The 23,661-nt window shown below is 66.2% G+C and carries 21 protein-coding genes and 2 pseudogenes; 13 read left to right on the top strand and 10 right to left on the bottom strand.

The features are described from left to right. Nucleotides 1-193 precede the first annotated feature (193 nt). A complete protein-coding gene (locus QP166_RS12650; protein ID WP_333916221.1) occupies nucleotides 194-979 on the bottom strand; it encodes a 2-keto-4-pentenoate hydratase in 786 nt (261 codons plus the stop codon). Continuing rightward, nucleotides 961-2,568 carry an L-lactate permease gene (locus QP166_RS12645; RefSeq protein ID WP_333916220.1) on the bottom strand — a complete coding sequence of 536 codons (1,608 nt, stop codon included), beginning with the start codon at nucleotides 2,566-2,568 and terminating at the stop codon, nucleotides 961-963. Before QP166_RS12645 ends, QP166_RS12650 begins: the two co-directional genes overlap by 19 nt. Before the next feature lie 234 nt (nucleotides 2,569-2,802). On the opposite strand from QP166_RS12645, the gene QP166_RS12640 reads away from it, so the two are divergent. The 4 genes and pseudogenes from QP166_RS12640 (at nucleotide 2,803) to otnI (ending at nucleotide 7,113) form a co-directional block, all read left to right on the top strand. Next, nucleotides 2,803-5,025 carry a ThuA domain-containing protein gene (locus tag QP166_RS12640; protein WP_333916219.1) on the top strand — a complete coding sequence of 741 codons (2,223 nt, stop codon included), beginning with the start codon at nucleotides 2,803-2,805 and terminating at the stop codon, nucleotides 5,023-5,025. Next, nucleotides 5,022-5,683, top strand: a pseudogene (locus QP166_RS12635) (DUF4147 domain-containing protein); the annotation flags it as partial. The gene QP166_RS12640 and the pseudogene QP166_RS12635, both read left to right, overlap by 4 nt. Before the next feature lie 162 nt (nucleotides 5,684-5,845). Further along, nucleotides 5,846-6,313 carry an MOFRL family protein gene (locus QP166_RS12630; RefSeq protein WP_443027252.1) on the top strand — a complete coding sequence of 156 codons (468 nt, stop codon included), beginning with the start codon at nucleotides 5,846-5,848 and terminating at the stop codon, nucleotides 6,311-6,313. Continuing rightward, complete coding sequence (gene otnI / locus QP166_RS12625; protein ID WP_333916216.1) at nucleotides 6,310-7,113, top strand: 2-oxo-tetronate isomerase; 804 nt, start codon at nucleotides 6,310-6,312, stop codon at nucleotides 7,111-7,113. The genes QP166_RS12630 and otnI overlap by 4 nt, the downstream gene beginning before the upstream one ends. 12 nt (nucleotides 7,114-7,125) lie before the next feature. On the opposite strand, the gene QP166_RS12620 is transcribed toward otnI, so the two are convergent. The 5 genes from QP166_RS12620 to QP166_RS12600 all read right to left on the bottom strand — a co-directional run bounded on the left by QP166_RS12620 (nucleotide 7,126) and on the right by QP166_RS12600 (nucleotide 10,842). Continuing rightward, a complete protein-coding gene (locus QP166_RS12620) occupies nucleotides 7,126-7,542 on the bottom strand; it encodes a DUF4174 domain-containing protein (protein ID WP_333916215.1) in 417 nt (138 codons plus the stop codon). Between the two features lie 34 nt (nucleotides 7,543-7,576). Beyond that, entirely contained in the window at nucleotides 7,577-8,128 is a 552-nt protein-coding gene (locus QP166_RS12615; protein WP_333916214.1) for a hypothetical protein, read from the bottom strand. After that, nucleotides 8,113-8,964 (bottom strand): exonuclease domain-containing protein, encoded by an 852-nt coding sequence (locus QP166_RS12610; protein WP_333917339.1) that lies wholly within the window; start codon nucleotides 8,962-8,964, stop codon nucleotides 8,113-8,115. The genes QP166_RS12615 and QP166_RS12610 overlap by 16 nt, the downstream gene beginning before the upstream one ends. 43 nt (nucleotides 8,965-9,007) lie before the next feature. Further along, the gene (locus QP166_RS12605; protein ID WP_333916213.1) at nucleotides 9,008-9,589 is read right to left on the bottom strand and encodes an alpha-ketoglutarate-dependent dioxygenase AlkB; all 582 of its coding nucleotides are present in this window, start codon (nucleotides 9,587-9,589) and stop codon (nucleotides 9,008-9,010) included. A gap of 281 nt (nucleotides 9,590-9,870) precedes the next feature. Beyond that, complete coding sequence (locus QP166_RS12600) at nucleotides 9,871-10,842, bottom strand: alpha/beta hydrolase (protein ID WP_333916212.1); 972 nt, start codon at nucleotides 10,840-10,842, stop codon at nucleotides 9,871-9,873. 20 nt (nucleotides 10,843-10,862) lie between these two features. On the opposite strand from QP166_RS12600, the gene QP166_RS12595 reads away from it, so the two are divergent. Beyond that, nucleotides 10,863-11,471, top strand: coding sequence for a cupin domain-containing protein (locus tag QP166_RS12595; protein WP_333916211.1), 609 nt, complete (start codon nucleotides 10,863-10,865; stop codon nucleotides 11,469-11,471). A gap of 32 nt (nucleotides 11,472-11,503) precedes the next feature. Here the strand turns inward: QP166_RS12595 and QP166_RS12590 are convergent. Further along, a pseudogene (locus QP166_RS12590) lies at nucleotides 11,504-13,691 on the bottom strand (penicillin acylase family protein). Between the two features lie 153 nt (nucleotides 13,692-13,844). On the opposite strand from QP166_RS12590, the gene QP166_RS12585 reads away from it, so the two are divergent. Further along, nucleotides 13,845-14,180: a hypothetical protein gene (locus QP166_RS12585; protein WP_333917337.1), complete on the top strand. Its 336-nt coding sequence runs from the start codon at nucleotides 13,845-13,847 to the stop codon at nucleotides 14,178-14,180. A gap of 15 nt (nucleotides 14,181-14,195) precedes the next feature. Here the strand turns inward: QP166_RS12585 and QP166_RS12580 are convergent, their stop codons facing one another. Continuing rightward, on the bottom strand, nucleotides 14,196-15,290 hold the full coding sequence (locus tag QP166_RS12580) for a Gfo/Idh/MocA family protein (protein ID WP_333916210.1): 1,095 nt from the start codon (nucleotides 15,288-15,290) through the stop codon (nucleotides 14,196-14,198). Nucleotides 15,291-15,449: 159 nt separating this feature from the next. Between QP166_RS12580 and QP166_RS12575 the strand changes: the two genes are divergently transcribed. The 7 genes from QP166_RS12575 (at nucleotide 15,450) to QP166_RS12545 (ending at nucleotide 22,528) form a co-directional block, all read left to right on the top strand. After that, nucleotides 15,450-16,514 carry an LLM class flavin-dependent oxidoreductase gene (locus QP166_RS12575; protein ID WP_333917336.1) on the top strand — a complete coding sequence of 355 codons (1,065 nt, stop codon included), beginning with the start codon at nucleotides 15,450-15,452 and terminating at the stop codon, nucleotides 16,512-16,514. A 33-nt stretch (nucleotides 16,515-16,547) separates the two neighbouring features. Then, nucleotides 16,548-17,813 (top strand): MFS transporter, encoded by a 1,266-nt coding sequence (locus QP166_RS12570; protein WP_333916209.1) that lies wholly within the window; start codon nucleotides 16,548-16,550, stop codon nucleotides 17,811-17,813. Between the two features lie 307 nt (nucleotides 17,814-18,120). Next, nucleotides 18,121-19,212, top strand: coding sequence for a TonB-dependent receptor (locus tag QP166_RS12565; RefSeq protein ID WP_333916208.1), 1,092 nt, complete (start codon nucleotides 18,121-18,123; stop codon nucleotides 19,210-19,212). A gap of 34 nt (nucleotides 19,213-19,246) precedes the next feature. Further along, the gene (locus tag QP166_RS12560; RefSeq protein ID WP_333917335.1) at nucleotides 19,247-20,056 is read left to right on the top strand and encodes a TonB-dependent receptor domain-containing protein; all 810 of its coding nucleotides are present in this window, start codon (nucleotides 19,247-19,249) and stop codon (nucleotides 20,054-20,056) included. Then, nucleotides 20,020-20,424: a TonB-dependent receptor gene (locus QP166_RS12555; RefSeq protein WP_333916207.1), complete on the top strand. Its 405-nt coding sequence runs from the start codon at nucleotides 20,020-20,022 to the stop codon at nucleotides 20,422-20,424. The genes QP166_RS12560 and QP166_RS12555 overlap by 37 nt, the downstream gene beginning before the upstream one ends. Nucleotides 20,425-20,426: 2 nt before the next feature. Then, complete coding sequence (locus QP166_RS12550) at nucleotides 20,427-21,974, top strand: sulfatase family protein (protein ID WP_333916206.1); 1,548 nt, start codon at nucleotides 20,427-20,429, stop codon at nucleotides 21,972-21,974. A 35-nt stretch (nucleotides 21,975-22,009) separates the two neighbouring features. Continuing rightward, nucleotides 22,010-22,528, top strand: a complete 519-nt coding sequence (locus QP166_RS12545) for a YybH family protein (RefSeq protein WP_333916205.1) — start codon at nucleotides 22,010-22,012, stop codon at nucleotides 22,526-22,528. Here the strand turns inward: QP166_RS12545 and QP166_RS12540 are convergent. After that, complete coding sequence (locus tag QP166_RS12540; protein WP_333916204.1) at nucleotides 22,473-23,588, bottom strand: alpha/beta fold hydrolase; 1,116 nt, start codon at nucleotides 23,586-23,588, stop codon at nucleotides 22,473-22,475. The two genes, QP166_RS12545 and QP166_RS12540, sit on opposite strands and share 56 nt — an antisense overlap. Nucleotides 23,589-23,661 lie beyond the last annotated feature (73 nt).

The raw sequence follows: 23,661 nt of genomic DNA, 5'->3' as shown, positions 1-23,661 counted from the left end.
AGTTTAACCCAGCTGGCTTGAACCATTTCCATGTGTACCCCGGCGAAGGCCGGGGCCCAGCTGGGGGACGCTATCGATGTGCGTCGCACTCCATCTCCTAAGCCTTTCCACTTGGGCCCGGGCCTTCGCCGGGGTACAAACAGGGATGGTTCAAGTCAGCTGGATCAAACTCTAGCTTGGATGGAATCACCCTCTACGCCGCGCACGCCGCGACGGTGAACGTCACCCGCCCCAGCGCCCCGTAATCCGCGACGTAGCGCCCGGGCAGCAACCAGCCACGATCGCCGATCTTCCCCGTGACGATCAAGTCGGCCGGGCGCGGCGCATAACCGGCCCGCACTGCCAGATCGCGCACCGTGGCGTGGCTCGCGATTTGCCCGCCCAGCGACTCCCCCGACACCCCGGAGGCGATCATTTCTCCATCCCGGCGCAGCGTGACGCGCAGCGCATCGAGGTCGCGCCCGTCCGCCGCTTGCGCCACGCCACGTACATAGCGCGCTGCGGAAATGTTCGCCGCGACCATGTCGACCGCGCCATAATGATCGGGGTCGCGATAGGCGATATCGGGCAGGTCGATGACCGGCAGCACCTGCCCGTCACGGTGGCCCAGCTTCAGCTCGAAGGCGGCGCGCCTGTATCCGCATAGCGACACCGTCCCTCCATCATCGGCGCTCCCGGCGGCGAAGAGCACGCCGACCAGCGGCTCGCGCACCCCACGTCCGGCCAGCGAGGCCTGCGACATCAGCCCGCCCTTGTACCCGGCAATGCGGTCGCCCGACCGCCGCCGCATCGCGACGTAGCGGCGTTGCAGGCGATAGGCTTCCGCCATCGTCGTATCTGCATGTGTCGCGGTGATCGGCGCAAACGGCAGCGATTGTCGCTCGGCCGCGGCGAAGCGAGGAAGATAGTCGCCCCCGTGCGCGCATCCCGCGAGCAGCAGCGCGGCGAGCGCGACGCGCTTCACGACGGGATCATCCATGGCAGCAGATGCTGCTGGATCATCACGATCACGCCCAGCACCAGCGTCAGGAACACGCTGTGCTTGAAGGTCCGCGCGAGGATCGCTCCTTCCTGTCCGCGGCAGTCGGTGGTGCTGGTGCCGGTGGCGATATTCTGCGGCGAGATCATCTTGCCCAGCACCCCGCCCGAGGCGTTGGTGGCGGCCATCAGCACCGGGTTGAGATCGAGCTGGCGTGCCGCCACGACCTGCAGATTGCCGAACAGCGCATTGCCGGACGTGTCGCTACCCGACAGGAACACCGCCAGCCAGCCGAGGAAGGCCGATAGCAAGGGGAACAGCGGCCCGACCGAGGCGACCCCGACGCCCAGCGTATAGGCCATGCCCGAATAGTTCATCAGATAGGCGAGGCCGACGATCGTCATCGTCGTGGCGAGCGGCAGGCGGATCTGGCGCAAGGTGCGCTTCGCGGCGGCGGCGAGTTGCGCGGGCGACAGCCGGACGAGCAAAGCGGTGATGACGGTCGCGACGAGGATCGCGGTCCCGGTCGCGAGCGGCTGGAAGCTCCAGATCGCGGCATAGGCCTTGCCATAGGTGGTGATGAAGATCGCATTGTGGAGCCCCGGCCACTCCAGCTTCGTCTCGCCGATCGCATTCACCTTCAGGTGCACCCACAGGATCACCGTCACCGACAGCACGATCCATGGCAGCCACCCCTTGAGGCCGTTGCTCGCAGGCGCGGGCGCCGGCGCCTGATCGGGCGCGACGTTGCGCAGCGCGAAGGCGGGATCGGGGGCGAAGCGCCACAGCTTCACGAACAACAAGGTGCAGATCAGCGACGCCAGCGACGACAGCACGTCGGTCAGTGCATAGCCGAGGAAATTGGACGACAGGAATTGCATCGACGCGAATGATCCGCCCGCGACCAGCAGCACCGGCCACACGCCGCGGATCGCGCGGACCCCGCCATAGACCGCGATGACGTAGAAGGGCAGCAGCAGCGCGATAATGGGTAATTGCCGTCCGACCATCGCGCCCAGCGCCACGTCGGGCAATTGCGTGACCGCGCCCAAGGTGATGATCGGCGAGCCGAGCGCGCCGAACGCCACCGGCGCGGTATTGAACATCAACGTGAAGACGATCGCCTCGACCGCGGGAAAGCCAAGCGTGATGAGCAAGGCGCTCGTGATCGCGATCGGCGTCCCGAACCCGGCGACGCCTTCCAGCAGGCAGCCGAACGAAAAACCGATGACGATCAACGCGACGCGGCGATCGTTCGGAAGGTGCCTCACCATCCAGTCGCTGAACGCCGCGAAGCTGCCCGAGGCGACCGCGACATTGTACAGCAGCAGCGCGTTGAGCACGATCCACATCACGGGCCAGGCGGCGAAGGTGGCGCCGGCCGCGAGGCTGTTGAGCGCCATGCCCACCGGCAATCGCCAGACGGTCACCGCCAGCAGCAGCGCGACCGCCACGCCCGCGAGCGACGCCTGCCACGCCGGACGACGCACCACGCCGAGCAGCAGCAGCACCGTCATGATCGGCAGCGTTGCCAGCAGGAACGATAGGGGTAGATTGTCGGCTACAGGCGTAACCAATTGACGAAACATACCATTCCTCTCGCGCTGCACCCTGCGGGCGTCTGCGCCATGGCTAGCTGACCATCGTTCTTGTTGGCAAGTAAAACTATCCAAATTTGCTGAGCGGGCGATTTTGAGTAGGATCGATCGAGATTCACTCTTGGTGACGGCGCACGCGCCGTGTCGCAGCAATACGTTGTTGCGTTAGGTGGTAAAAAAGATTAGCCAGATGCCGGGCGGATGATCGCCGGGGAGTAGGGTGGCATGATCGGCAACGACGCGGGGATCGACCGCCGCAGCGTGATCGGGGCGGCGGCGATGCTGGGAACGGCGGCGGCGCTCCCCGGCGGCGCGGCGCGCGCCCAGGCACCGGGCAGCGGCTGGGAATGGGGCCCGATGCGCTGGGTGCAGATCTGCGCTACCGAGGACGACCCGGGCCGCTACGACAAGCAATTCTGGCTCGATTTCCTGCAACGCACCCGCACACAAGGGGTATGTCTTAGCGCCGGTGGCGTCACCGCCTTCTACCCGACGCAGGTCCCGTTCCACTATCGCAGCCCCTTTTTGGGCGACGGCGACATGTTCGGCGAGCTGGTCCACGCCTGCAAAGCCATGGATATCCGTGTATTGGCGCGTGTCGATCCTCACGCGATGCGCACCGATGCGCTCGCGGCGCACCCCGAATGGGCCGCCCGCGACGCCGCCGGCCAACCAAAGCGTCACCCGGCCGATCCCGAACTGTACCTGACGTGCCCGAATGGCCCCGTGACGTTCGACTGGATGCCGCAAGTGCTCCGCGAAATCGTCTCCCGCTACCCAGTAGACGGCATCTTCGGCAACCGCTGGGCTGGGAGTGCGGGGATTTGCCACTGCGACGTGTGCCGCACCAAGTTCAACAAGGCGAGCGGCAAGGCAATTCCTGCAACGCTGAAGGATGTCGGTGATCCCGCAGTCCGTGCTTACCTCGTCTGGGACGACGAGATGCGCTACGAACAGCTCGATTTATGGGCGCGTACTGTCACCGGCGTGAACCCGCAGGCGTTCTTCACGCCCGGCACCTGGGGGCGGCTCGACCCGCGCCGGCTGCGCCGCACCGCACGCGCGCTGTTTGCAGACCGGCAAGCGCGCAGCGGCAACGCACCCGCATGGCTGAACGGCCGCAGCGCGAAGGAAACAGCTTGCCTGATGCCGGATCGCCCGGTGAGCGGCATCTTCGCGGTCGGGGAGACCGCAACCCCCTATCGTTTCATGGATTCCGTACAGGCGCCGACTGAGATCCGCGCCTATCTGCACGACGGTCTGGCGCACGGTTTTCGCCCGTGGATGACCAAGTTCAAGGCGGAGGTGTTCGACAAACGCTGGGTGCCCGCTGTGGAGGATTCCTACGCGTGGCACGCCCGGCACGAGAAGTATTTCCGCAACACCGACAATCTCTCGCGCGTGGCGATGCTCCATTCCGCGCAAACGAACACCTATTACGTGCCTGAAGTGCCGCGAGATACTGGCGCAGGCGGGCCGCAGGACGCGCAGTCGCTGCGCGGCGGCTCGGACGATGCGACCAACGGTTTCTATCAGGCTTTGGTCGAGGCGCGCGTGCCGTTCGCCTTCGTCGACGAACGGTTGCTCGAGCCCGCGGCGATCGATCGCTACCGCGTGATCGTGCTGCCGAACATCGCCGCATTGTCCGACGCACAATGCGCGGCGTTGCGCGGCTATGTCCGGCGCGGCGGCGCGATCGTGGCCACCCACGAGACGGCCCTGTGCGACGAATGGGGCAACCGGCGCGCGAACTTCGGGCTCGCGGACCTGTTCGGCTGCGATTACGCCGGGCGCGTCGACCAGCGGGTGGCGAACAGCTATTTGTCGGTGCGCGGCCCGCATCCGCTGACCGTCGGGCTGGACGACACGCCGCGGATCATGGCGGGCACGAAGCTGGTGCATGTCCGCCCGCATGACGCGCGGATGCGTGCCGCCTTCACGGCGGTGCCGAGTTACCCCGATCTGCCGATGGAGAAGGTCTATACCGCGACGCGCAGCACCGACGTGCCGATGGTCTTCGCGCGTACTTTCGGGAAAGGGCGGGTGGTATATTTCCCCTTCGATCTCGATCGGACCTTCTGGGAGAATTCGACCGGGGACCATCTGACGGTGCTGCGCAACGCAGTGGCCTGGGCAGGGAACGCGCAGGAGCCTATGACGGTCACCGGTCCTGGCCTGCTCGACGTCGCTTATTGGCGGCAGCGCAATTCGATCGCGGCGCATCTCGTCAATCTGACCAATCCGATGGCGATGCGCGGCTATATGCGCGAGGTGATTCCGGCGGGACCCTATCAGGTGAGCTTGCAACTGCCGGCGGGTGCCAACCCCGCCACAGTCCGCTTGCTGGAGGCCGAACGCGACGCCGTCTATCGGCGTGACGGTGACCGGTTGATCGTCGAGGTGCCGCAGGTGAAGCTGCACGAAGTCGTGGCGGTTGATCTGGCATGAGCGCCGCCCCCAATCTGATCGCATCGGCGTGGACCGATCGCGAGGCCCGCGCTGCGTTGCGCCACCTGTTCGACGTGGCAGTGGCAAGCGCCGATCCGACGCATATGCTGGCGCAATATCTGCCCGAACGACCCGTCGGGCGCTGCGTGGTGGTCGGGGCGGGCAAGGCCGCGGCGGCAATGGCGGCGGCAGTCGATGCGGCGTGGCCCGATGTCGCGCTGAGCGGGCTGGTGGTCGTGCCTTATGGCTATGGCGCGCCGGCCGGGCGGATCATGGTGCGCGAGGCGGCGCATCCCGTGCCTGACGCCGCCAGCGAAACGGCGGCGCGGGATATCCTGACGATGGTCGGCGCCTTGTCCCCCGACGATCTGGTGCTGGTGCTGATCTCCGGCGGCGGATCGTCGGTGATGGCCTTGCCCGCCTCGGGCATCACGCTGGCGGAAAAGCAGGAGGTGAGCCGCCTGCTGCTCGCCTCGGGGCTGGATATCCGAACGATGAACATGGTGCGGCGGCGCTTGTCGGCGATCAAGGGGGCAAGCTGCTCACCGCCGCGCAGCCAGCGCGCGTGGTGACGCTGGGGATCAGCGATATCCCCGGCGACGATGTCGCGGCGATCGCTTCGGGGCCATCGGTACCGGACCCGACCGCCGATGCTGATCTCAGCCATGTGGTCGGGCTGTTTGGGCATCAATTGCCGTCGGCGGTAGCGGAACGGCTGCTCGCGCCGGTCGCGTCTTCGCCCACGGTCGCGAAGGCCGACTTCCGGCTGATCGGCACCCCCGCCGCCGCGCTGACCGCCGCCGCTGGCGCGGCCCGGTCCATGGGCTTGTCGCCCGTCATGCTGGGCGACGATCTGGAAGGCGAAAGCCATGCGCTCGGTGCCGAGATGGCGCGATTGGCGCTGGCAGGCGTCGCGGTGCCGACGGTGTTCCTGTCCGGCGGCGAGACCACGGTAACGCTCGCGGGAAGCGCCTGCGGGCGTGGCGGCCGCAACACCGAGTTCGCGCTATCGCTGGCCTGTGCGCTGGGTGGCCAAGCCGGTATCTGGGCGCTCGCCGCGGACACCGACGGTGAGGATGGTGCGAGCCGCGCTGCCGGAGCATTGATCGCGCCGGACACGATCGCCCGTGCAGCGATGGCGGCTTTGGATGCCCATGCCTTTCTCGCCGCGCATGACAGCGCCACGCTGTTCGACACGCTCGATGATCTGCTGCTGACCGGGCCGACGCGGACCAACGTCAATGATTTCAGGGCAGTGCTGGTGCTGCCGCAGGAGATGCACGCATGACGCGACTGGCCGCCAATTTGACGATGCTGTTCACCGAACTGCCCTTCCTCGACCGCTTTGCCGCTGCGGCGGAAGCCGGCTTCGAGGCGGTGGAATTCGTCTCGCCCTATGCCGATCCGCCCGAAGCGATAGCCGAAGCGACACGGCGGCATGGCCTGACCGTCGCCTTGTTCAATCTACCGCCGGGCGATTGGGCAGCGGGCGAGCGTGGCTTTGCCGCCGATCCGGCGCGGACAGCGGAGTTTGCGCAGAGTGTCGATCTCGCGCTGACGTATGCGCGCGCGACAGGGTGTCGGACGCTACACCTGATGGCGGGTAAGATCCCCAAGGATGCCGATCGGGCGCAATGGTCCGACACGCTGATCGTCAACATTCGGTTGGCGGCGGATCGAGTGGCGTCGGACGGCGTGATGCTTGTGCTGGAGCCGATCAATACCCGCATCGACATGCCGGGCTATTTCTATGATCGTACCGATGCGGTGCTTGACGTGATCGACGCCGTCCGGCGCGACAACGTGCGGTTGTTGTATGACGTCTACCACATGCAGATCATGGAAGGCGACGTTGCACGAACGATCGAACGGCTGCTGCCGCAGATCGGGCATATCCAGATCGCCGATAATCCCGGCCGCCACGAGCCGGGCACCGGTGAGCTGAACTTCCCGTGGCTGTTCGACCGAATTGCGTCGATGAACTATGAGGGCTGGATTGGCTGCGAATATGCGCCGGCGGGTGACACCCGCGAGGGATTGCAGTGGGCGGCACCCTATCTCGGTGGTCCTTCGCTCCCAACGGGATAGTCAAGGCCGCGACTAGCGCTTTTCTTGCCGGCGCATCGGCATCGCGTCGATTGTCTCCTCGAGAAGCGCCGCAGCGATGGGACGCGTCTGGCGCATCTTGAGTCCGCCATCCTTGCCGATCAGGACCACCGAGAAGCGGTCGCTCGGCAAGTTGAAGCGCTTGCGCAGCATGGCGGGGGCATCGCTGACGCCGGTTACTTTCTCGCCGATGATCTCGATCACCTGGAGGTCGCGATCCTCGGCCGCTGCCTTCCAGCGCGTCATGATGAGACGCTGCTCGTGAAGCCAGCGATCCTGCTCGGCGGGTGCCGAAATGAGCAGGACCCGCTTCTCCCACTGCAATGCCGAAAGGCTCGTCGGGGTCGCGGCCGCCAAGGAAAGCACGGAAAGAAGGATTGGCATGGTCATGGGCAACAAACGCGCCAGCATAGGTGTCGTTTCGTAAGGGAGAGGAGCGGCGCAGTCAGCCTTCGCGCCAACTCTTCACAGCACGTTTGTAGCGACCGTCCTCATCTGCCCGCGCCTTATCGAGATGCTGGCGCTCCCGGTCGTGATCCGCATCCAGTGCCTGGCGTTCCGCCCGCAGCGCCGCCTCCCGATCCGCAAGGTCGCGGCGGGCCGCTTCATATCGTTGGTCGGCTTCGTCGATCGCCTGTTCCGCCGCATCCAGCCGCGCTCGGGACGGTCGCGGCTTCGTCTTCTTTGTGGGTGCCGCCTTGGTCCTGGCAGGTGCCATGCTGGCGGTATCGGCCGACTTCTTGCTCGTGCGCTTGGGGGTGTCGGGCAGCGCGGCCAGATGCTCCTCCCTCGTCCCGCGAATCTTGCGCATGACCTCGCCCGGTCTGGAAAGCGGCTCTTTCATCAAGTCCGGGTCGCTGACCTCTTCAGCCGCGCCGCGCGCGAACAGATCGACGTCCGCACCCCATGCCTGCAACGCCGCCTTCCGGCTGGATGCCGCCACATAAGCGTCGTGGAACCCGATCGGCGTGCGGAAGACCTTCAGCTTGCGTGGCATGGCGGCTTAATGCCCGGCGGAGCAGGCGCAATTTTCGGTGAGCGCGGCAAAGCGAACGCCATAAGATCAAGCGAGCGGGCGGTGACGATGGTGAGTCGCTGTCCTGCGCCGATCGCTTGTTCGGCCTTCCGCACCTGCGGATCGGTCCGCAGCCATGTCTCGAACCGCGGATCGCCGCCGATCACCACCAATGTGGTCGTGCTGCCGACCGAGCTTCGGACAACGCCGCCCGCCGCCGCGACGGCGTGCGCCAATGGGCCGTCGCGCGGCTCACCGACGATGACGACACGCTCGCCGGAGAGTGGACCAGAGGCCGCGGCTCGTGGGGCCGGACCGGGTGGTCGGGTGGGCGCCATCCAGTCGTCGAGCGACAGGCCCGTATGCTCGATCGCCCGCACGATCACCCATCCCGCGGCGCGCGCATCGCTCAGCGCGTCATGATGGCGATGCTCGACGCCCAGAAAGCGCGCGAGGCCGCCGAGCTTGTGATTGGGAGCCCGTTTCGCAACGCGAACGCTGTCGAGCCACATCGTCTCGATCTCGGCACAAGCGTGCATACGGCACGCCGCCGCGAGCGCGCCCTTGTCGAACATCGAATGCGCCACCGTGATCGCGCCGGACAGATGCCCGTTGATCACGGCATGGACGTGCGCGAAGGTCGGCTGGCCGATGACGTGGTGCTCGGCGATGCCGTGGATGCGGCTGTTCATCGGGTGGAATTCGTCGCAGGGATCGAGCAGTGTCTCCCACGCGAACACCTCGCGCCCGTTGCGAAATCCAACGATGCCGACCTGGCAGATGCTGCTGACGCGCGAGCACGCGGTTTCGACGTCGATGACGACGAAGTCGGCGTCTCATTGGCACTGTGCAACCATCGGGTCATGGCAACCCCATAGCCGTTCGGCCGCGCTCGGAAAGACTGCGCAGCGTGATCGACCAGCGTGTTTCCTCCATGGGCGCGATGCTGTGCTCCCAATCGTACCGCGCCTCGCCATGAAGGTGGTAGATGCCGCGCGCGGGCAGCGGCAGCGTGCGGCGCAGAAATCCGCTGTCCGTACGACGCCGAAACCGCATCGCCGCCTCCGCGCCCAGTGAGATCCCGACCACATGTTCGAAGTGGGGCCGATCGCGATGCCAGCCGATCCCCGCGCCCGGATCGTACCGGATCAGCAGCGCCTGTCGCAGGGTGCCGGGCGGCAGGCCGGCAAAGCGCTCGGCGCGATCACGAACGTGCGCGAGCCAGTCGGGCATCGGTTCGGTCGCGGCAAGCGCGCCCTTGTCGAAGTCGTAATGGATGCCGAAGCTGTGCGTCAGCCGTTTGCCTTCCCAGCCCTGGAAGCGGAACGGCAGGAGATCGAGCGTATCGATAGCGGCAGCAAGGTCGCGTTCCTCGGCCACCGGGACGAAATCGTCCGCGGCTACAAGACCGGGAAGAAGCGGCGCATCGAAGAGATCACGCATTCGGCGTGCCTTTAAAGCGAAGGGCCGCCCCTTGAGGAGCGGCCCTTCCATTGTCGGCCGAAGCCGGCGGTTGTTCAGGCGAGGACACGACCCGCCGAAGCGATCATCCGCTCACCCTTCGCCGATGCCGGCGTATGACAATGAGACATTCGACCACCTCCTTTCCGTTGTTGATGTTGAGCGTAAGATGGCCTCGACTCTGGCTTTTTCAAGGGAAAGGCGATCCCTGACTTACCCGCATGCCAGCGTGCCGTGATCCCGCGCCGCCGCTTCTGCCCTGATTACCGCACTCCCTGATCGCGCCAGATCCAGCGGAGCGCATCCGGCAGCAGCGTGCCCGCGTCGACGTCTGAATGCGCGCCATCGGTCCACACGTGATTGATGTCGTAGCGAGCCCCCGCGCTTCCTTCCGCCGCGGCCTGTGCATTTGCCCAGTCGAAGGCTTTCAGCATCTGCTGGTTGGCGAGAAACCAATTGCCATGCTCATTGTCGAGGTCGTTGCGACCATCCTGAAGAAAGACGCGCAGCGGCCTGACCGGCGATTTGCGGATCAGGCCGGGGTAGGTGTCGCCACCGTAAGCGAGTGGCCTGCCGTTCGGAGCGAGCTTGAGCCCGATGGACGTGTAGCTTCCGATGAAACTCAGGACGTTGCCGAACGCATCGGGATGCCGCCACGCGACCGTCCATGCGGCGATCGCACCACTGGAGGTGCCGCCGATCGCGCGACGTCGCGGATCGCTCGTGAAATGCCATCGTTTCGCGACGGCCGGTAGCACTTCGTCCAGCGTCGCCCGCGCATAGTCATCGGAAAGCGAGTCATATTCTTCGACGCGGTGGTCGGGATTGTTCATGCCGAGGTCGGTTGGATAGTGAGCGGCGCGATGGCCGGGCGTCACGAAGATGCCCAGCGTGGACGGTATGGCGCGTTCGCGGATCAGATCGTCCAGCTTTGCCGGAAGACGAAGCGTGCCGTCCGGGTTCACCGCGCGCTGTCCATCTTGGAACACCAGCAGGTTCGGCGGTCGGGCGGGATCGTAGTCAGCGGGTACGTACACCCAATAGCGTCGCACCGTGCCGGGGTAGATACGCGAGTGCAGTTCGAACGGACCCTGTAGCCGCGTTGGTGGACGCGCTGCGATCGGTTGTGGAGGGGGCGGCGCGGCGCCGGCGACGGTTGACCCGGTAGCGGCGATGGCTGCCGCGATCAGGGCTGCTCGCATACGTCTTTCCTCTCCACGATCCAGCCGGGCCATTACCGCGGCGACGTGGCAAATTGGTCGTAGAAACCGTGCAAATGCAATTACTTCTATTGTCCCGACCCGTCACTGGTGCAAACTTGCTGGCCTACAAAGGCGAGGCGCAGATGCGGATGATCGGCAGCAGAATCGTGATGGCATTGCTGTTCGCGTCGGGAGCGGAGGCCATCGGCCCCACGGCTGCCGTAGCGCAGGCAAATGGCGAAAATCATGCGGACGCCTCCACGAATTTCGCGAGCAACGCCGCGGTTCGCGCACAGATTGCGACGATGCTTGAGGAAATGAAGCCCGATCAGGGCTTCGCCTGGCGTCCGCTTGTCCGCGATGGTTCACGCGTCGCGGCGATCGAGGTGTGGAAAAAGCCGGGGCGGCCGGCAGTGCATCCGGCCGAAGCCGAATATGCCATCGTTCTGGAAGGCGCGGGGACGCTTCTGTCGGGCGGCACGTTGATCGCGCCGGTCACTCGCAAAGTAGGGCTGGTCGACGGTGACCGGATCGAGGGCGGCACGTCTCGATCGCTTCGGGCGGGTGATGTGATCCTGATCCCGGCGGGGGTGCCGCATTGGTTCGGGATCACAGGCGATCGCCTGATCTTGCTCGGTATGAAGCTGCCAAGCGCTCAATAGCTCGGTCCGCCATTTCGCGTCCAGGACAGCGGCTAATCCGTGCCGGGATGGTAGCGGCGCTCGACATGGCCGGTGAGTTCGTCCGGGTAGAAATAGATCGGACGCAGCCGCCCGGAGGCGTAGCGGTCGATCTGGTCGGCGAAATGGGGCGAGGCCGGGTCGCCGCTTTGCCCTCCAGCCATGATCGCGCTCGCCTTCACGCGCCGACCGAATTCGACCACCGCGACGAAGCTGTTCCCGCTCGTGCCGTAATAACGCTTGGTGCCCGGCCAGGTCTTCGCGCCGAACGATGCCAGACTGCCCCATTGCGCGGAGGTGAAGGGTACGGGCGTGGATGGCCGTGCGTCGTCGAAGTGCGGCTGCAACATATCATCCAAGCGCTGGAAGCGATTGATCGCGCCCCATGGCGATCGCCAAGTGCCGAAATCGCGTGTCAGGTGCTCGACCGCCGTCTCCAGGGCGGCAAGCCGCGTAGCGGCATCGACGCGTTGCGCGATATAGTCGGGCACGTTCATCCGCTCGGCCTGCGCGAAGCTGCCGACCTCGCTCCAGAGCTGGTCACCCCAGAATACGGCGAGGCTGGTTGCCACGGAATCAGAACGCCACCGATGATCCCAGCGCGACAGCATCGCGATCGGCGCGGCCAAGGTGCGGCGGCGCGGGTCGGCGGCCGGTAGCGCGCGCCACGCCGCGACAAGCTCGGAAATTAAGCGGGCGAAGGCGGGCAGATAGGAGTCATAGGCGGCAGCGCGCAATCGCTCGGGCGTCCAGCCGTGCTTGCCGGTCAGGAGCAGGTCGGCGTGCTCACCGCGCGCATTGGCGCCGACCTGATCCATGTAGCGGGGATAGTCGGTTGCGCGTGGACTGTCCGGGCCAGCGGCGCTCCACGGCCAGTCGTTGGTGTTGTGCACCCAGCCGACCCGCGGATCGACGACGCTCGGCAGGGAGGCAAGTGCGTGCAGCCCGCGCCAGTCGGTCGCGGGATCGCTGCCGTCGACCGGACGCGTGTAATCGAAGCGATCGTCGCGAGATCGGCATGAATTGCGGCATCAGGAACGCGATCGCGCCCGTGTCGTCCGCGAACAGCGTGTCGTTCGATGAATTGGCCTTCCGCTCGGCGACCTTCAGATAGGCAGCGAGGTCGATCGCCTTGGTGCGCAACCAGCTTTGCTCGAGAGCGGGGATTGGCCGCCACATCAAGGCGGTCGCGACCCAGCGGCCGTCCTCCGCTGCCACGATCGGGCCGTGATGCGTCCGCCATGTGGTGAAACGGCGCTCGCGCAGACTGCCGTCGGCTGCGCGGAAGCGGATCGTCACCGGGCGTTCGGTGACGCGGCGAGTCTCGCGCCCGTAGCGATAGATCCAGCCGTCGCCGCGTCGTGCTACAGCCTCGACGAACTGGTCGACATTGTCGACGGTCGAGGACGTGTGCATCCATCCAGCGTGCGCATTGAAGCCCTGATAGACGAAGAATTGCCCCCAGGTACTCGCGCCATAGGCGTTCAGGCCCTCGTCGCTCGACACCTGCGCTTCCGACCGAAAATAGAAACTGGTGTGCGGATTGATGAGGAGCAATGCACGGCCATCGCGGGTCAGCCGGGGTGCGATGGCGATGCCGTTGGAGCCGGACGGCTCGCGCGGGATCGTGCCACGTTCTTCGGGGCTGGGCGGGGTCGGCCGACCGTAGAAGGTCTTGAGGTCGGACAGCGAAATCCTCTCGATATCGCCGCCGATGCTCCCCTCTGTGAAGCTTAGTGCCATCCACGGCTTGAAGTGGCTGAGCACGCGCGGCTTTGTGCCGGGATGTTCGGCCAGATAGAAGTTGAGCCCGTCGGCCCAGGCATCCATCAATGCGCGCAGCCAGGCCGGGCTGGCGGTGTATTGCGCGCGCAACTCGTCTGGGTCGACGTACAGCCGCTGGCGAAGGTCCGCCCAGACGGCCTCTTCGCCATCGGCCTCCGCGGTTCGCCCGAGCGCCGTGAGGTAATTGGCCTCGACGCGCGCGAAGTCGTCCTCGGCCTGCGCGTAGGACATGCCGAACACCGCATCGGCGTCCGTGCGGCCATGGATGTGCGGGATGCCCCAATCGTCGCGGGTGATCGTCACCCGCGCCGCCTGTGCTCGCCACCGGCCGATCGCCGGATCGGGTGCTGCCGCGGCGGAGGTCAGCATCAGGGCCAGAGTGAGCGGATGGCGCGCGCGCCGGAGAAGCCTTTCCATCACGCCGGTCTAGGACCGGGCGAGGACGATGGCCATGGACTGGCTCACCTGCTGCTGCCGCGCGACGCTGGTGCGCCGATCGCGCCGCTTTCCCGTATGATAGGGCGCTTCGTTTCGCTACAACCGCGCCATTCAAGCAATCCAGATCGAGCTATGGCCAGACGTTCAAAATACGATCCCTACGATCACCTGCCCGCGGAAGACGACGCCCCGGCCGCTCCGGTGCCGTGCTGGCTTTGTGGCCGACCGACCGGCAAGACGATCGTGTGGCATCATCCCGTGCCCAAAAGCCGGGGTGGGCGCGATGTCGTGCCGATGCACTCGATCTGCCAGCAGACACTGGTGGCCAATTTCACCAATTCCGAGCTGCAGCGACATGGCACGAACGTCGCCGGATTGCTGGACAATCCCAATGTGCGCAAGTTCGTCGACTGGGTCGCGAAGAAAGACCCGGACTTCACCGCGACGATCACAAAGAAGCAGCGCTGAATAGCCCGTATATCGTTAGTTCAGGTCACCTAGTTCTGCGATCTCGACGACACGATGTTCGTGGGCGCTGATTTCGGCAGCAACGCCGATCTCTACGGCGCGTAGGCCGTCGAGGGCCGTTACTTGTACAAGACTGTCGCCGCGTACTGCTGCGGCGAAGGCGCGGTGCTGGTAGAAGGAGGCGCCTTCGTGGCTGCCGGCGGCGCGCGCGATAGGGTCGACCGCGACGCGGGTGCGCTCGACACGCTTCGTGCCGCCGAAACCGACACGCGGGCTAAATACCAGATCTCCGGGCGGAATCAGGACGTCGAGGCGGGCTGCGTCACCGGTGGCGGACATTTCTTCCTGGTGTTCGGCACCGTCGGCGAACATCGAGAGATCGAGCATCGCACGAACACCGTTCGCGAAATCGACGGTGGTGAAGCTGTTGTCGATGATATCGGGTCGCTTGCCGTCGTACAGTTCGTCGAGATGGTTCACGTCCGTCGCACCGGAACAATAGACGCGTACCGCTTCCGACCCGATAATAAGGCGCATCAGATCGAAGAAGTGGCAGCATTTCTCGACCATCGTGCCCCCGGTGTTGCGGGCGAAGCGGTTCCAGTCACCGACTTTCGACAAAAACGGAAAGCGATGCTCGCGGATCGAGAGCATCCTGAGCGTGCCGACCCGCCCGGCATGGATTTGCTCGATGAACGCCGCGGCGGGGGGCATGAAGCGATATTCCATCCCGGTCCAGAACGGACGCGGATGCGCGGCGGCGCGCTCGACGATCCAGCGCGCGTCGGCCAACGTGGTGGCGAGCGGCTTCTCGCAGAGGATCGCGGCGTCCATCCCGAACAGCGGCTCCAGCACCGCGCGGTGGGTGTAATTGGGCGAGGCGACGACGATCGCGTCGACCCGAGCGGCGCGCGCGAAGGCTGACACGTCGTCGAAGCTCTCGGCCGCAGCCGCGCGGTCGCCGAGCGCGTCCCTGGCCCAGCCGAGCGAGGTGGCGACCGGATCGACGATCGCGACGACCTCGGCATCGGGCAGCAGCGCGATGTTGCGGAGGTGCTCGACCCCCATCATGCCGGTGCCCACCACGCCGTACCGGATTTTTGCCGTCATCGTCGGTCCTCGTCCTTTGCCAGCGGGCGCTTTCCCGCCGATGATGGGCGCTCGACAACAGGGCAAAGCTTTACGGGGCCAAAGCCGGCCCATCTGGCGACCGCTGCGACGGGCTGTCATGAGCATTGCCCGACACCGATGGAGCGCAATACCGTGACGATGACCCCGGGACCGTGCGAGATCAGCTGGTTCTCCGCCCTGTGCGACGACGATTACGAGTTCCTGGGGGTGCCCGACCCGGCGCTGCGGTCGACGTGGGAACATTGCCGCGACATCGTGCTCCAGGCCGAGACCGCAGGGTATGACAATTGCCTGCTCCCCTCGGGCTATGCGCTGGGGATCGACACCACCGCCTTTGCCGCGGGGATCGCGCCGCTGCTCCGGCGGATGCGGCTGTTGATGGCGGTGCGGATCGGCGAAAGCTGGCCGCCGCAGCTGGCACGGCAGATCGCGACGATCGACCGGATGCTGGGCGGCCGGCTGACCGTCAACATCATCTCCAGCGACCTGCCCGGCGAGACGCTCGACAGCGCGCCGCGCTATGCCCGGACCGTCGAGGCGATGCACATCCTGCGCACCTTGCTGGACAGCAAGCCGCTCGATCATGACGGCGAGTTCTGGAAGCTCCGGCTCGATCCCCCGCGGGTTACGACGGTGTCGGGGCGCTGCCCGTCCTTCTATTTCGGCGGGCTGTCCGAGGCGGCGCGCGAGGCGGCGGCGCAGGGCGCGGACGTCTATTTGATGTGGCCCGACACGATGGAGGGCGTGCGCGGGATCGTCGCCGACCTGCGCGCGCGCGCCGCACGCCATGGGCGCACCCTGCGCTTCGGCTATCGCGTGCATGTCGTGGTGCGCGAGACCGAGGCGGAGGCGCGCTCCGCCGCGGACCGGCTGCTGTCGAAGCTGGACGACGCGACCGGCGCGGCGATCCGGGCGCGCTCGCTCGACTCGCAATCGGCGGGGGTGCGGCGGCAGGCCGAGCTGCGCGAGGGCGCCGATGACGGCTATGCCGAGGCGAACCTGTGGACGGGAATCGGCCGCGCACGATCGGGCTGCGGCGCGGCGATCGTCGGCGATCCCGATCAGGTGCTCGCCAAATTGCAGGCGTATCGTGCCGCCGGGATCGATGCCTTCATCCTGTCGGGCTATCCGCATGCCGCCGAGGCCGATCTGTTCGCGCGCCACGTTCTGCCGCGGATCGACCATGCGCCGCTGGTGCTGTGACCCGCTTGGCGGCGCGATAGAGAAAGTGTCTCGTTGAGCCGGTGGCGCGACCGCCATGCTGGCTGCATGAAGAATGTCGCGGAACTGAGCGGGCGGCACCGCAGCCTGTTGTTTGCCTTGGTCATTACCGCGGGCGTGCTCAACCTCGTCGATCGACAGGTGATCGCGGTGCTGAAGCCGGTGATCGCCAGCGATCTCGGCTGGAGCGACAACGATTACGGGACGCTCGCAGCGTGGTTCCAGGGCGGGGCGGCGGTCGGCTTTTTGTTCAGCGGCTGGATCGCGGATCGGCTCGGCGTGCGCTGGGCCAACCCGGTCGGGGTCGCGGCGTGGAGCGTCGCGGCGCTGCTGCATGGCTGGGCGCGTTCGATGACCGAGTTCGTCGCGGTACGCGTCGCATTGGGCGCGACCGAATCGATGGGAACGCCGACGGGCATCAAGACGATCACTGCGGTGCTGCCGCCGCGCTGGCGCTCGACCGGGTTCGGGGCCGGGAATGCCGCGAACAGTCTGGGCGCGATCCTCGCCCCTCTCGCGATCCCGTTGCTCGGCCTGTCGCTGGGGTGGCGCGGGACGTTCGTCGCGGTCGGCGTGGTCGGGCTGCTATGGGCGCTGGCATGGCTGGTCGCGGCGCGCGGGGTCTCCTTCGCCGCGCCGAAGGTCAAGGACGCCGCGTCGCCGCTGCCCTCCGCACCGATGCTGCGCGACCGGAGGACTTGGGCGGTCGCGGGCGCCAAACTGCTGTCGGACGCGACATGGTGGCTGCTGCTGTTCTGGCTTCCCGATTTCTTCCACCGCCAGTTCGGGCTGTCGGGCGTGGCGCTCGGCGTGCCGCTGGCGCTGGCCTATGGCGGGGCGGCGATCGGCTCCTTGCTGGGCGGTGCGATCCCGACCCGATTGCTGGGGCGCGGCGCATCGCTGAATCGCGTGCGCAAGGGGCTGCTGCTGGGCGGAGCGCTGGCGGTGACGCCGATCCCGCTCGCGTTGCTGACGCATAGTTACCCGGTCGCGGTCCTGTTGATGGCGCTGGCGCTGGCGGGGCATCAGGCGTTCTCGACCAACGTCTTCGCGATGATCGCCGACATCGTTCCGCAACAGCGTGTCGGGCGCGTCACGGCGTTCGGCGCTTTCTGCGGCAATATGGGCGGGGTCGCGATCGCCAAGATCGCCGGGCTGACGCTCGCGGCGGGGCTGGGCTATCTGCCGCTGCTGCTGTTCGCCAGCGTCGCCTATCTGGCGGCGTGGGGCTGGATCCAGTTGCTGCTGCCACGGCTGGTGCCGGTTGAGGGGGAGGGTTGATGGTCGCTGCGGTGATGATCGACGGGCCGTGTTTTGCCTCAGGCTTTGCGCAGCAAAGTCTTGGTCGACGCTGGGTGAGGGGGCGCTCGCGCAGGCGAGCGCGCGAGCCTGCGGCTCGCTCAACCCTCACCCAAGCTGCGCTAGCCAGCAAAGCTGGCAAGCTCCGCTATCCCTCTCCCCTGTCCAGGGGCGAGGGCATTGGCGCCCGCGCACATGCCTAAAGGCGGGCTGCGTAGCTGCGATGCGCTTCTTTATACCCGATGGACGAAGTAGGTATTAACATTCGGGTGATCTGAAAGGGGACCAGATGATCGACCGACGCCTGCCCGTGCTGCTTGCTACCACTGCCTTTTCGCTGTTCGCCCTTCCCGCCGCTGCGCAGGAGGCGCCGGCATCGACCACCGAGGCGCCCGCCAAGCCCGCTGCAGACGGCGACGTGGTCGTCACCGCGCGCTTTCGTAACGAGTCGCTCCAGCAGGTGCCGATCGCGATCACCGCGGTGGACGGCAAATCGCTGGCGGAGCGGCAGCTGAACAATCTCGAACGGATCGCGGCGTCGATCCCGTCGGTCGGCTTCCGCAGCGGGGCGTCGAACAAGGACCGCACCGTCTTCATCCGCGGTATCGGCACGATCACCACCTCACCGGGGGTCGAGCCATCGGTTTCGACGGTACTGGACGGCGTGGTGCTGACGCGCCCCGGCCAGTCGACGCTCGATCTGGGCGAGGTCGAGCGGATCGAGGTGCTGCGCGGGCCGCAGGGGACACTGTTCGGGAAGAACGCCTCGGCGGGCGTCGTCAACATCGTCACCCGCAACCCGACCGACGAATTCCATGCCTTCGGCGAGGCGGGGGCGACCACCGATCAGGAATATCGCATCAAGGCCGGCGTGTCGGGCGCAATCGTACCGGGCAAGGTGCAGGCGCTGATCGGCGGGCTCTACAGCGACTTCGACGGCAATTTGCGCAACGTGGTGACCGGGCATGACGCCAATGGCTCGCGCCGCTGGGGCGCGCGGGGCAAGTTGGTGGTGACACCGTTCGACGCGCTGAAGCTGACCGCGATCGGCGACTATCTCAACACGCGCGAGACGGTGGCGGGCGTCTATCAATCGACGCAGCAGATCGCTTATCCGACGCGCGCGATCACCGACTCCGCGCCGCTCGCGGCTGCGCTGGCCGCGCGGGGGATCGTCGCAGGGCCGGGCAATCGCCGGCTGGCCACCGATCTGGATACCAACGTCCGCGACGAAAATTATGGCGGGTCGCTGACCGCCGATCTTTCGCTGGGCGACTATCAGCTGACCTCGATCAGCGCGTGGCGGCAATGGCTGAACCATCAGCGGCAGGATTACGACGGGCTCGCGCAGCTGACCGCGACCTTCCCAACGGGGGGATGACGGAAGCGTCGACAGCCGCCAGTTCTCGCAGGAGCTGCGGCTGACCTCGCCGCGCGGCGGGCTGATCGATTACGTGCTCGGCGCCTATTACCTGCGCGCGCAGACCGACGAGCGCTACCAGCGCGCGTTGACGACCCTTGCGGGGACGACGCAGACCACGACCACCGGGGTCGCGAATTACGGGATCACCAACCACAATTACGCGCTGTTCGGTGAGGCGAACGTCAACTTCACCGAGCATTTCCGCGCGATCGCCGGCTATCGCTCGACATGGGACAAGCTCGATTTCTATCACGTCCGCACGTCGAGCAACGATCCGACCAACAGCGGGGCGGCATCGCTCGATCGCCCCGGTATCCGCGCCTATCACAATGCGAAGGGCAGCACCGATGCGCGCGGCGACAGCTATCGCCTCGGCCTGCAACTCGATCTCGGCGAACATGCGCAGACATATTTCACCTATTCGCGCGGCTATAAGGGGCCGGCGTACAACGTCTATTTCAACATGCGCTCGCTCAATGCGACGACATTGCTCGACGAGGTGCCGCTGAGCGCCGAGACGTCGAACTCCTACGAGGGCGGGATCAAGGGCAGCACCGCCGACCGTGTGCTGAGCTATGCGGTGGCGGTCTACACCACCGACTTCAACGGGTATCAGGCGAACTTCACCGACACCGTCGGCGGCGCGCCGGTGACGCGGCTGATCAACGCCGGTTCGGTGCGGTCGCGCGGCGTCGAGGCGGACGTGACGCTGCGCCCGACCAGGGGCTCACCTTCGACCTGTCGGGCGCCTATACCGATGCGACTGTGCGCGACTTCAACTGCCCGGTCGGCGCGCCGGTGAGCTGCAACATCAACGGCCAGCCGCTGCCCTATGCGCCCAAGGTGCGGCTGTTCGAGAATGCGACCTATCGCTTCGCGCTGTCCGACAGCCTGTCGCTGGAGCTGCAAAGCGACGTGACGTTCAGCAGCAAGGTGCAATATTCGCTCGCGCAGACGCCGAACACGGTCCAGGCCGCCTATGCGATCTGGAACGCCAGCGTCGCGCTGCTCCATCCCGGGGACGGGTGGCAGTTGCGCGCGTACGTCAAGAATATCGCCGACACGCCTTATGCCAGCTTCCTGACCAACGGGACGTTCGCGGGCACGGTTCGGTTCGTGCCGCGCGACGATCGGCGCTATGCCGGGCTGTTGCTGCGCAAGGATTTCTGACGATGAGCGACGATACGACGCGCCGTGGCGTGCTGCTGGCCGGGACCGGCGGCGCTTTCGGGCTGTATTCGATGGCGGCGGGGGCGTCATCGGCGGCGGGGGTGGCACCGCGGCGTTCGCGGCGGTTGCCGAAGCTGCCGGGCGTGCGCCCGCGCAACATCCTCGTCGTGCTGACCGACGATCATCGCTATGACGCGATGGGCTTCATGAAGGCGCAGGATTTCGGCGAGACGCCGACGCTCGACCGGCTGGCGCGCGAGGGGACGCATTTCCGCAACGCCTTCGTCACCACGGCGCTGTGTTCGCCGAGCCGCGCGTCGATCTTCACCGGGCTGTACGCGCATCAGCACAAGGTGGTCGACAACAACCATCCGATCCCGCCGGGGTTGGTCTTCTATCCCGAATATCTCCAAGCCGCTGGCTATGACACCGCGTTCATCGGCAAATGGCATATGGGCGACGAGGGCGACGCGCCGCAGCCGGGGTTCGACCATTGGGTCAGCTTCAAGGGGCAGGGCAGCTATCTGCCCAGCGCCGACGGGCTGAACGTCGACGGCCGACGCGTGCCGCAGAAGGGCTATATCACCGACGAACTGACCGATTACGCGCTCGACTGGATCGGCAAGCGCCCGGCGGGGCGGCCGTGGATGATGCATCTGGCGCACAAGGCGGTGCATTCCGAATTCATCCCCGCCGAGCGCCACAAGGGGCGGTACGACAAGGAAACCTTCCGCTATCCGGCGTCGATGAAGCCCGGCGCGCCGGGGCGGCCGATGTGGGTCGAGAACCAGCGCAACAGCTGGCACGGGGTCGGCTTTCCGTATCACGGCACGCTCGACATCGGCGATTACTACAAGCGCTACATGGAGACGCTGCTGGCGGTCGACGAGGGGCTGGCGCGGATCATGGACCTGCTCGAGAAGCGCGGCGAGCTGGACGATACGTTGATCCTCTACCTCGGCGACAATGGCTTCATGTTCGGCGAGCACGGGCTGATCGACAAGCGCACCGCCTATGAGGAATCGATGCGCATCCCGATGCTCGCGCGTTGCCCGGCACTGTTTCCGGCCGGGAGCGTCGTCGAGCAGGTAGTCGCGAATATCGATATCGCGCCGACCTTGCTGGCGGCAGCGGGGCTGCGCGCGCCGGAGGGCATGGCGGGCAGCAATGCGCTGCCGCTGGTGCGCGACCCGAACGCCCCGTGGCGGCGGGAGCTGCTCTACGAATATTATTGGGAGCGCAATTTCCCGCAGACGCCCACCGTCCACGCATTGCGCGAGGATCGGTACAAGTACATGCACTTCCACGGCATCTGGGACATCGACGAGCTGTACGACCTCGCCGAGGACCCGCACGAGACCAACAATCTGGTCGCGCGGCCCGGGCATGAGGAACTGGCCGAGCGGATGAGCGGCAAGTTGTTCGCGTTGCTGGAGAAGACCGACGGCATGGCGATCCCGCTCAGTGCCGATGCGGGCATCCGCAATGCCCTGCGCGATCCCGCCGGACCAGCGCAGGCGCCGTTCCCCGCGATATTGCAGCGGCCTTGATCTCGCCGGGATAATTCGGTTTTCTGGCGCCGATGATGCGGAAACGACCTTGGCCGCTTGCGGCGGCGCTCCTGCTGGCATCGCCAGCCGCAGCCGATCCCACGCAGGACAGGTCCGCGATCCTGAAGGTGGTCGCGGAAATGGAGCAAGCGTGGAACCGCGGCGATTTCCGCGGCTATATGAAGGGGTTCAGCAATCCCGATGTCGTCTTCGTGTCCGGCGGCAGGTTTCAGGACGGCTGGCAGGGAACGCTCGACCATTATGTCCGAGACTATGGTGCCTCACCGCAGACGCGCGGCACGCTGCACTTCTACGACATGAAGGTCGAGTTGCTCGCCGATGACGCGGCGATGCTGGTGGGCCGTTACCATCTCGAACGGCCCGTGCGCGCGGCGGAGGGCGTAAACACGCGGTTGTTCCGCAAGATCGCCGGCCGCTGGGTCATCACGCTCAATCACGTCTCCGCGCATGACGTGCCCAGCCGGCCGGCGGGGTCGGTCAGCGATCCGCTTCCGTCCGCGCCAGCAGCTCGGAAAGATCGGCCTTCCAATTGACCGCCCATGTGTGGGTGCCGTGGCCGTGCGTGTCGGCCGTCTCGGGGATCAGCCGAAAGCGTGCGTTCTTCATCTGGCGAACCGCCTGCGCCGGATAGTCGAGGTTGCGCGGATTGATGAAATCGTCCGCCGAGTTGATCCACACGAGCGGCGCGGTGATCGCCGCGAGCTTGGCGGAAGGATCGTAGGTTCGCGAGGCGTCCACCTGATAGATCAGATCGTTGGCATCGAGCCGTGCGATGGCTGCAGCGACGCGCTCCTGCGCGAACGCCGCGGCGGCGTCACGATCCGGATATAGCTTCTGCAGGTTGAGCGGGGCGGCACCCGCGATGAACAATGCGGTCTGCGCGGTCCGCAGACCTTGCAGCGGCTGTTCGCGATAATTGCCGCCGGCCCAGGCGGGGTCCGCCTTGATGCCGTCGATCAGCAACTGTCGCCACATGCGGTTGAGCCCGGCGATCTGCACCGGCTCGCACGCCAGCGGCATCAGCGCGCGCGCAAAATCGGGATACGCCTCGCCCCACATCAGGCTGTGCATACACCCCATTGACGTGCCCATGATCAATCGCATCCGCCGGATGCCGAGCCCGTCGCGCAGCAGTCGATATTGCGCCTCCACCATGTCGGCATAGTCGTAGCGTGGAAAGCGCATCCGCAGCCCGTCCGACGGCTTGGAGGAGCCACCATGGCCGATGCCGTCGGGCAGGATGATCCAGTGCCGGCGGATGTCGAGCGGCTGCCCCGGACCGTACAGCTCGTCAGCGAATTGCGGAACGAGGAACTGTTTGCCGGTTCCTCCCGTGCCGTGAAGCACCATCACGGCATTGTCGATCTCACCGCGCGCGTTGCGATGTGGCTGGCCGAGCGTGCTGTAATGGATGCGCAGCGCCGGCAGGGTTTCACCGGACGCGAAGCGGAAATCCTTGATGACGTAATCGGCCTCGCGCACCGGCCATCGTGCGGCAGGTGCCGCCGAGGCAGTTGCCGCGGCGAGCGGGGGCACCGCGGGGGCGGTGGGCGCCGCAGCCTGAAGTGCGAGAAAAAGGAGCGATGACAACATTCCGCTGGTTTGCCCGGCTGTACCGTGGATGCCAAGCAAAGCCTGCACTCTCGTAGCTTAGAGTGTGATCCAT

Source organism: Sphingomonas sp. LR60, assembly GCF_036855935.1.
Lineage (GTDB): Bacteria > Pseudomonadota > Alphaproteobacteria > Sphingomonadales > Sphingomonadaceae > Sphingomonas.
The sequence above is the reverse complement of the archived record's forward strand: the minus strand, read 5'-3'. Positions and strand labels throughout refer to the sequence as shown.

Bases quoted from the DNA above. Each gene is read 5' to 3' on its own strand.
- QP166_RS12650 (WP_333916221.1), bottom strand. From the start codon at position 979: ATGGATGATCCCGTCGTGAAGCGCGTCGCGCTCGCCGCGCTGCTGCTC.
- QP166_RS12645 (WP_333916220.1), bottom strand. From the start codon at position 2,568: ATGTTTCGTCAATTGGTTACGCCTGTAGCCGACAATCTACCCCTATCG.
- QP166_RS12640 (WP_333916219.1), top strand. From the start codon at position 2,803: ATGATCGGCAACGACGCGGGGATCGACCGCCGCAGCGTGATCGGGGCG.
- QP166_RS12630 (WP_443027252.1), top strand. From the start codon at position 5,846: ATGGGCTTGTCGCCCGTCATGCTGGGCGACGATCTGGAAGGCGAAAGC.
- otnI (WP_333916216.1), top strand. From the start codon at position 6,310: ATGACGCGACTGGCCGCCAATTTGACGATGCTGTTCACCGAACTGCCC.
- QP166_RS12620 (WP_333916215.1), bottom strand. From the start codon at position 7,542: ATGCTGGCGCGTTTGTTGCCCATGACCATGCCAATCCTTCTTTCCGTG.
- QP166_RS12615 (WP_333916214.1), bottom strand. From the start codon at position 8,128: ATGCCACGCAAGCTGAAGGTCTTCCGCACGCCGATCGGGTTCCACGAC.
- QP166_RS12605 (WP_333916213.1), bottom strand. From the start codon at position 9,589: ATGCGTGATCTCTTCGATGCGCCGCTTCTTCCCGGTCTTGTAGCCGCG.
- QP166_RS12600 (WP_333916212.1), bottom strand. From the start codon at position 10,842: ATGGCCCGGCTGGATCGTGGAGAGGAAAGACGTATGCGAGCAGCCCTG.
- QP166_RS12585 (WP_333917337.1), top strand. From the start codon at position 13,845: ATGGCCAGACGTTCAAAATACGATCCCTACGATCACCTGCCCGCGGAA.
- QP166_RS12580 (WP_333916210.1), bottom strand. From the start codon at position 15,290: ATGACGGCAAAAATCCGGTACGGCGTGGTGGGCACCGGCATGATGGGG.
- QP166_RS12575 (WP_333917336.1), top strand. From the start codon at position 15,450: ATGACCCCGGGACCGTGCGAGATCAGCTGGTTCTCCGCCCTGTGCGAC.
- QP166_RS12565 (WP_333916208.1), top strand. From the start codon at position 18,121: ATGATCGACCGACGCCTGCCCGTGCTGCTTGCTACCACTGCCTTTTCG.
- QP166_RS12550 (WP_333916206.1), top strand. From the start codon at position 20,427: ATGAGCGACGATACGACGCGCCGTGGCGTGCTGCTGGCCGGGACCGGC.
- QP166_RS12545 (WP_333916205.1), top strand. From the start codon at position 22,010: ATGCGGAAACGACCTTGGCCGCTTGCGGCGGCGCTCCTGCTGGCATCG.
- QP166_RS12540 (WP_333916204.1), bottom strand. From the start codon at position 23,588: ATGTTGTCATCGCTCCTTTTTCTCGCACTTCAGGCTGCGGCGCCCACC.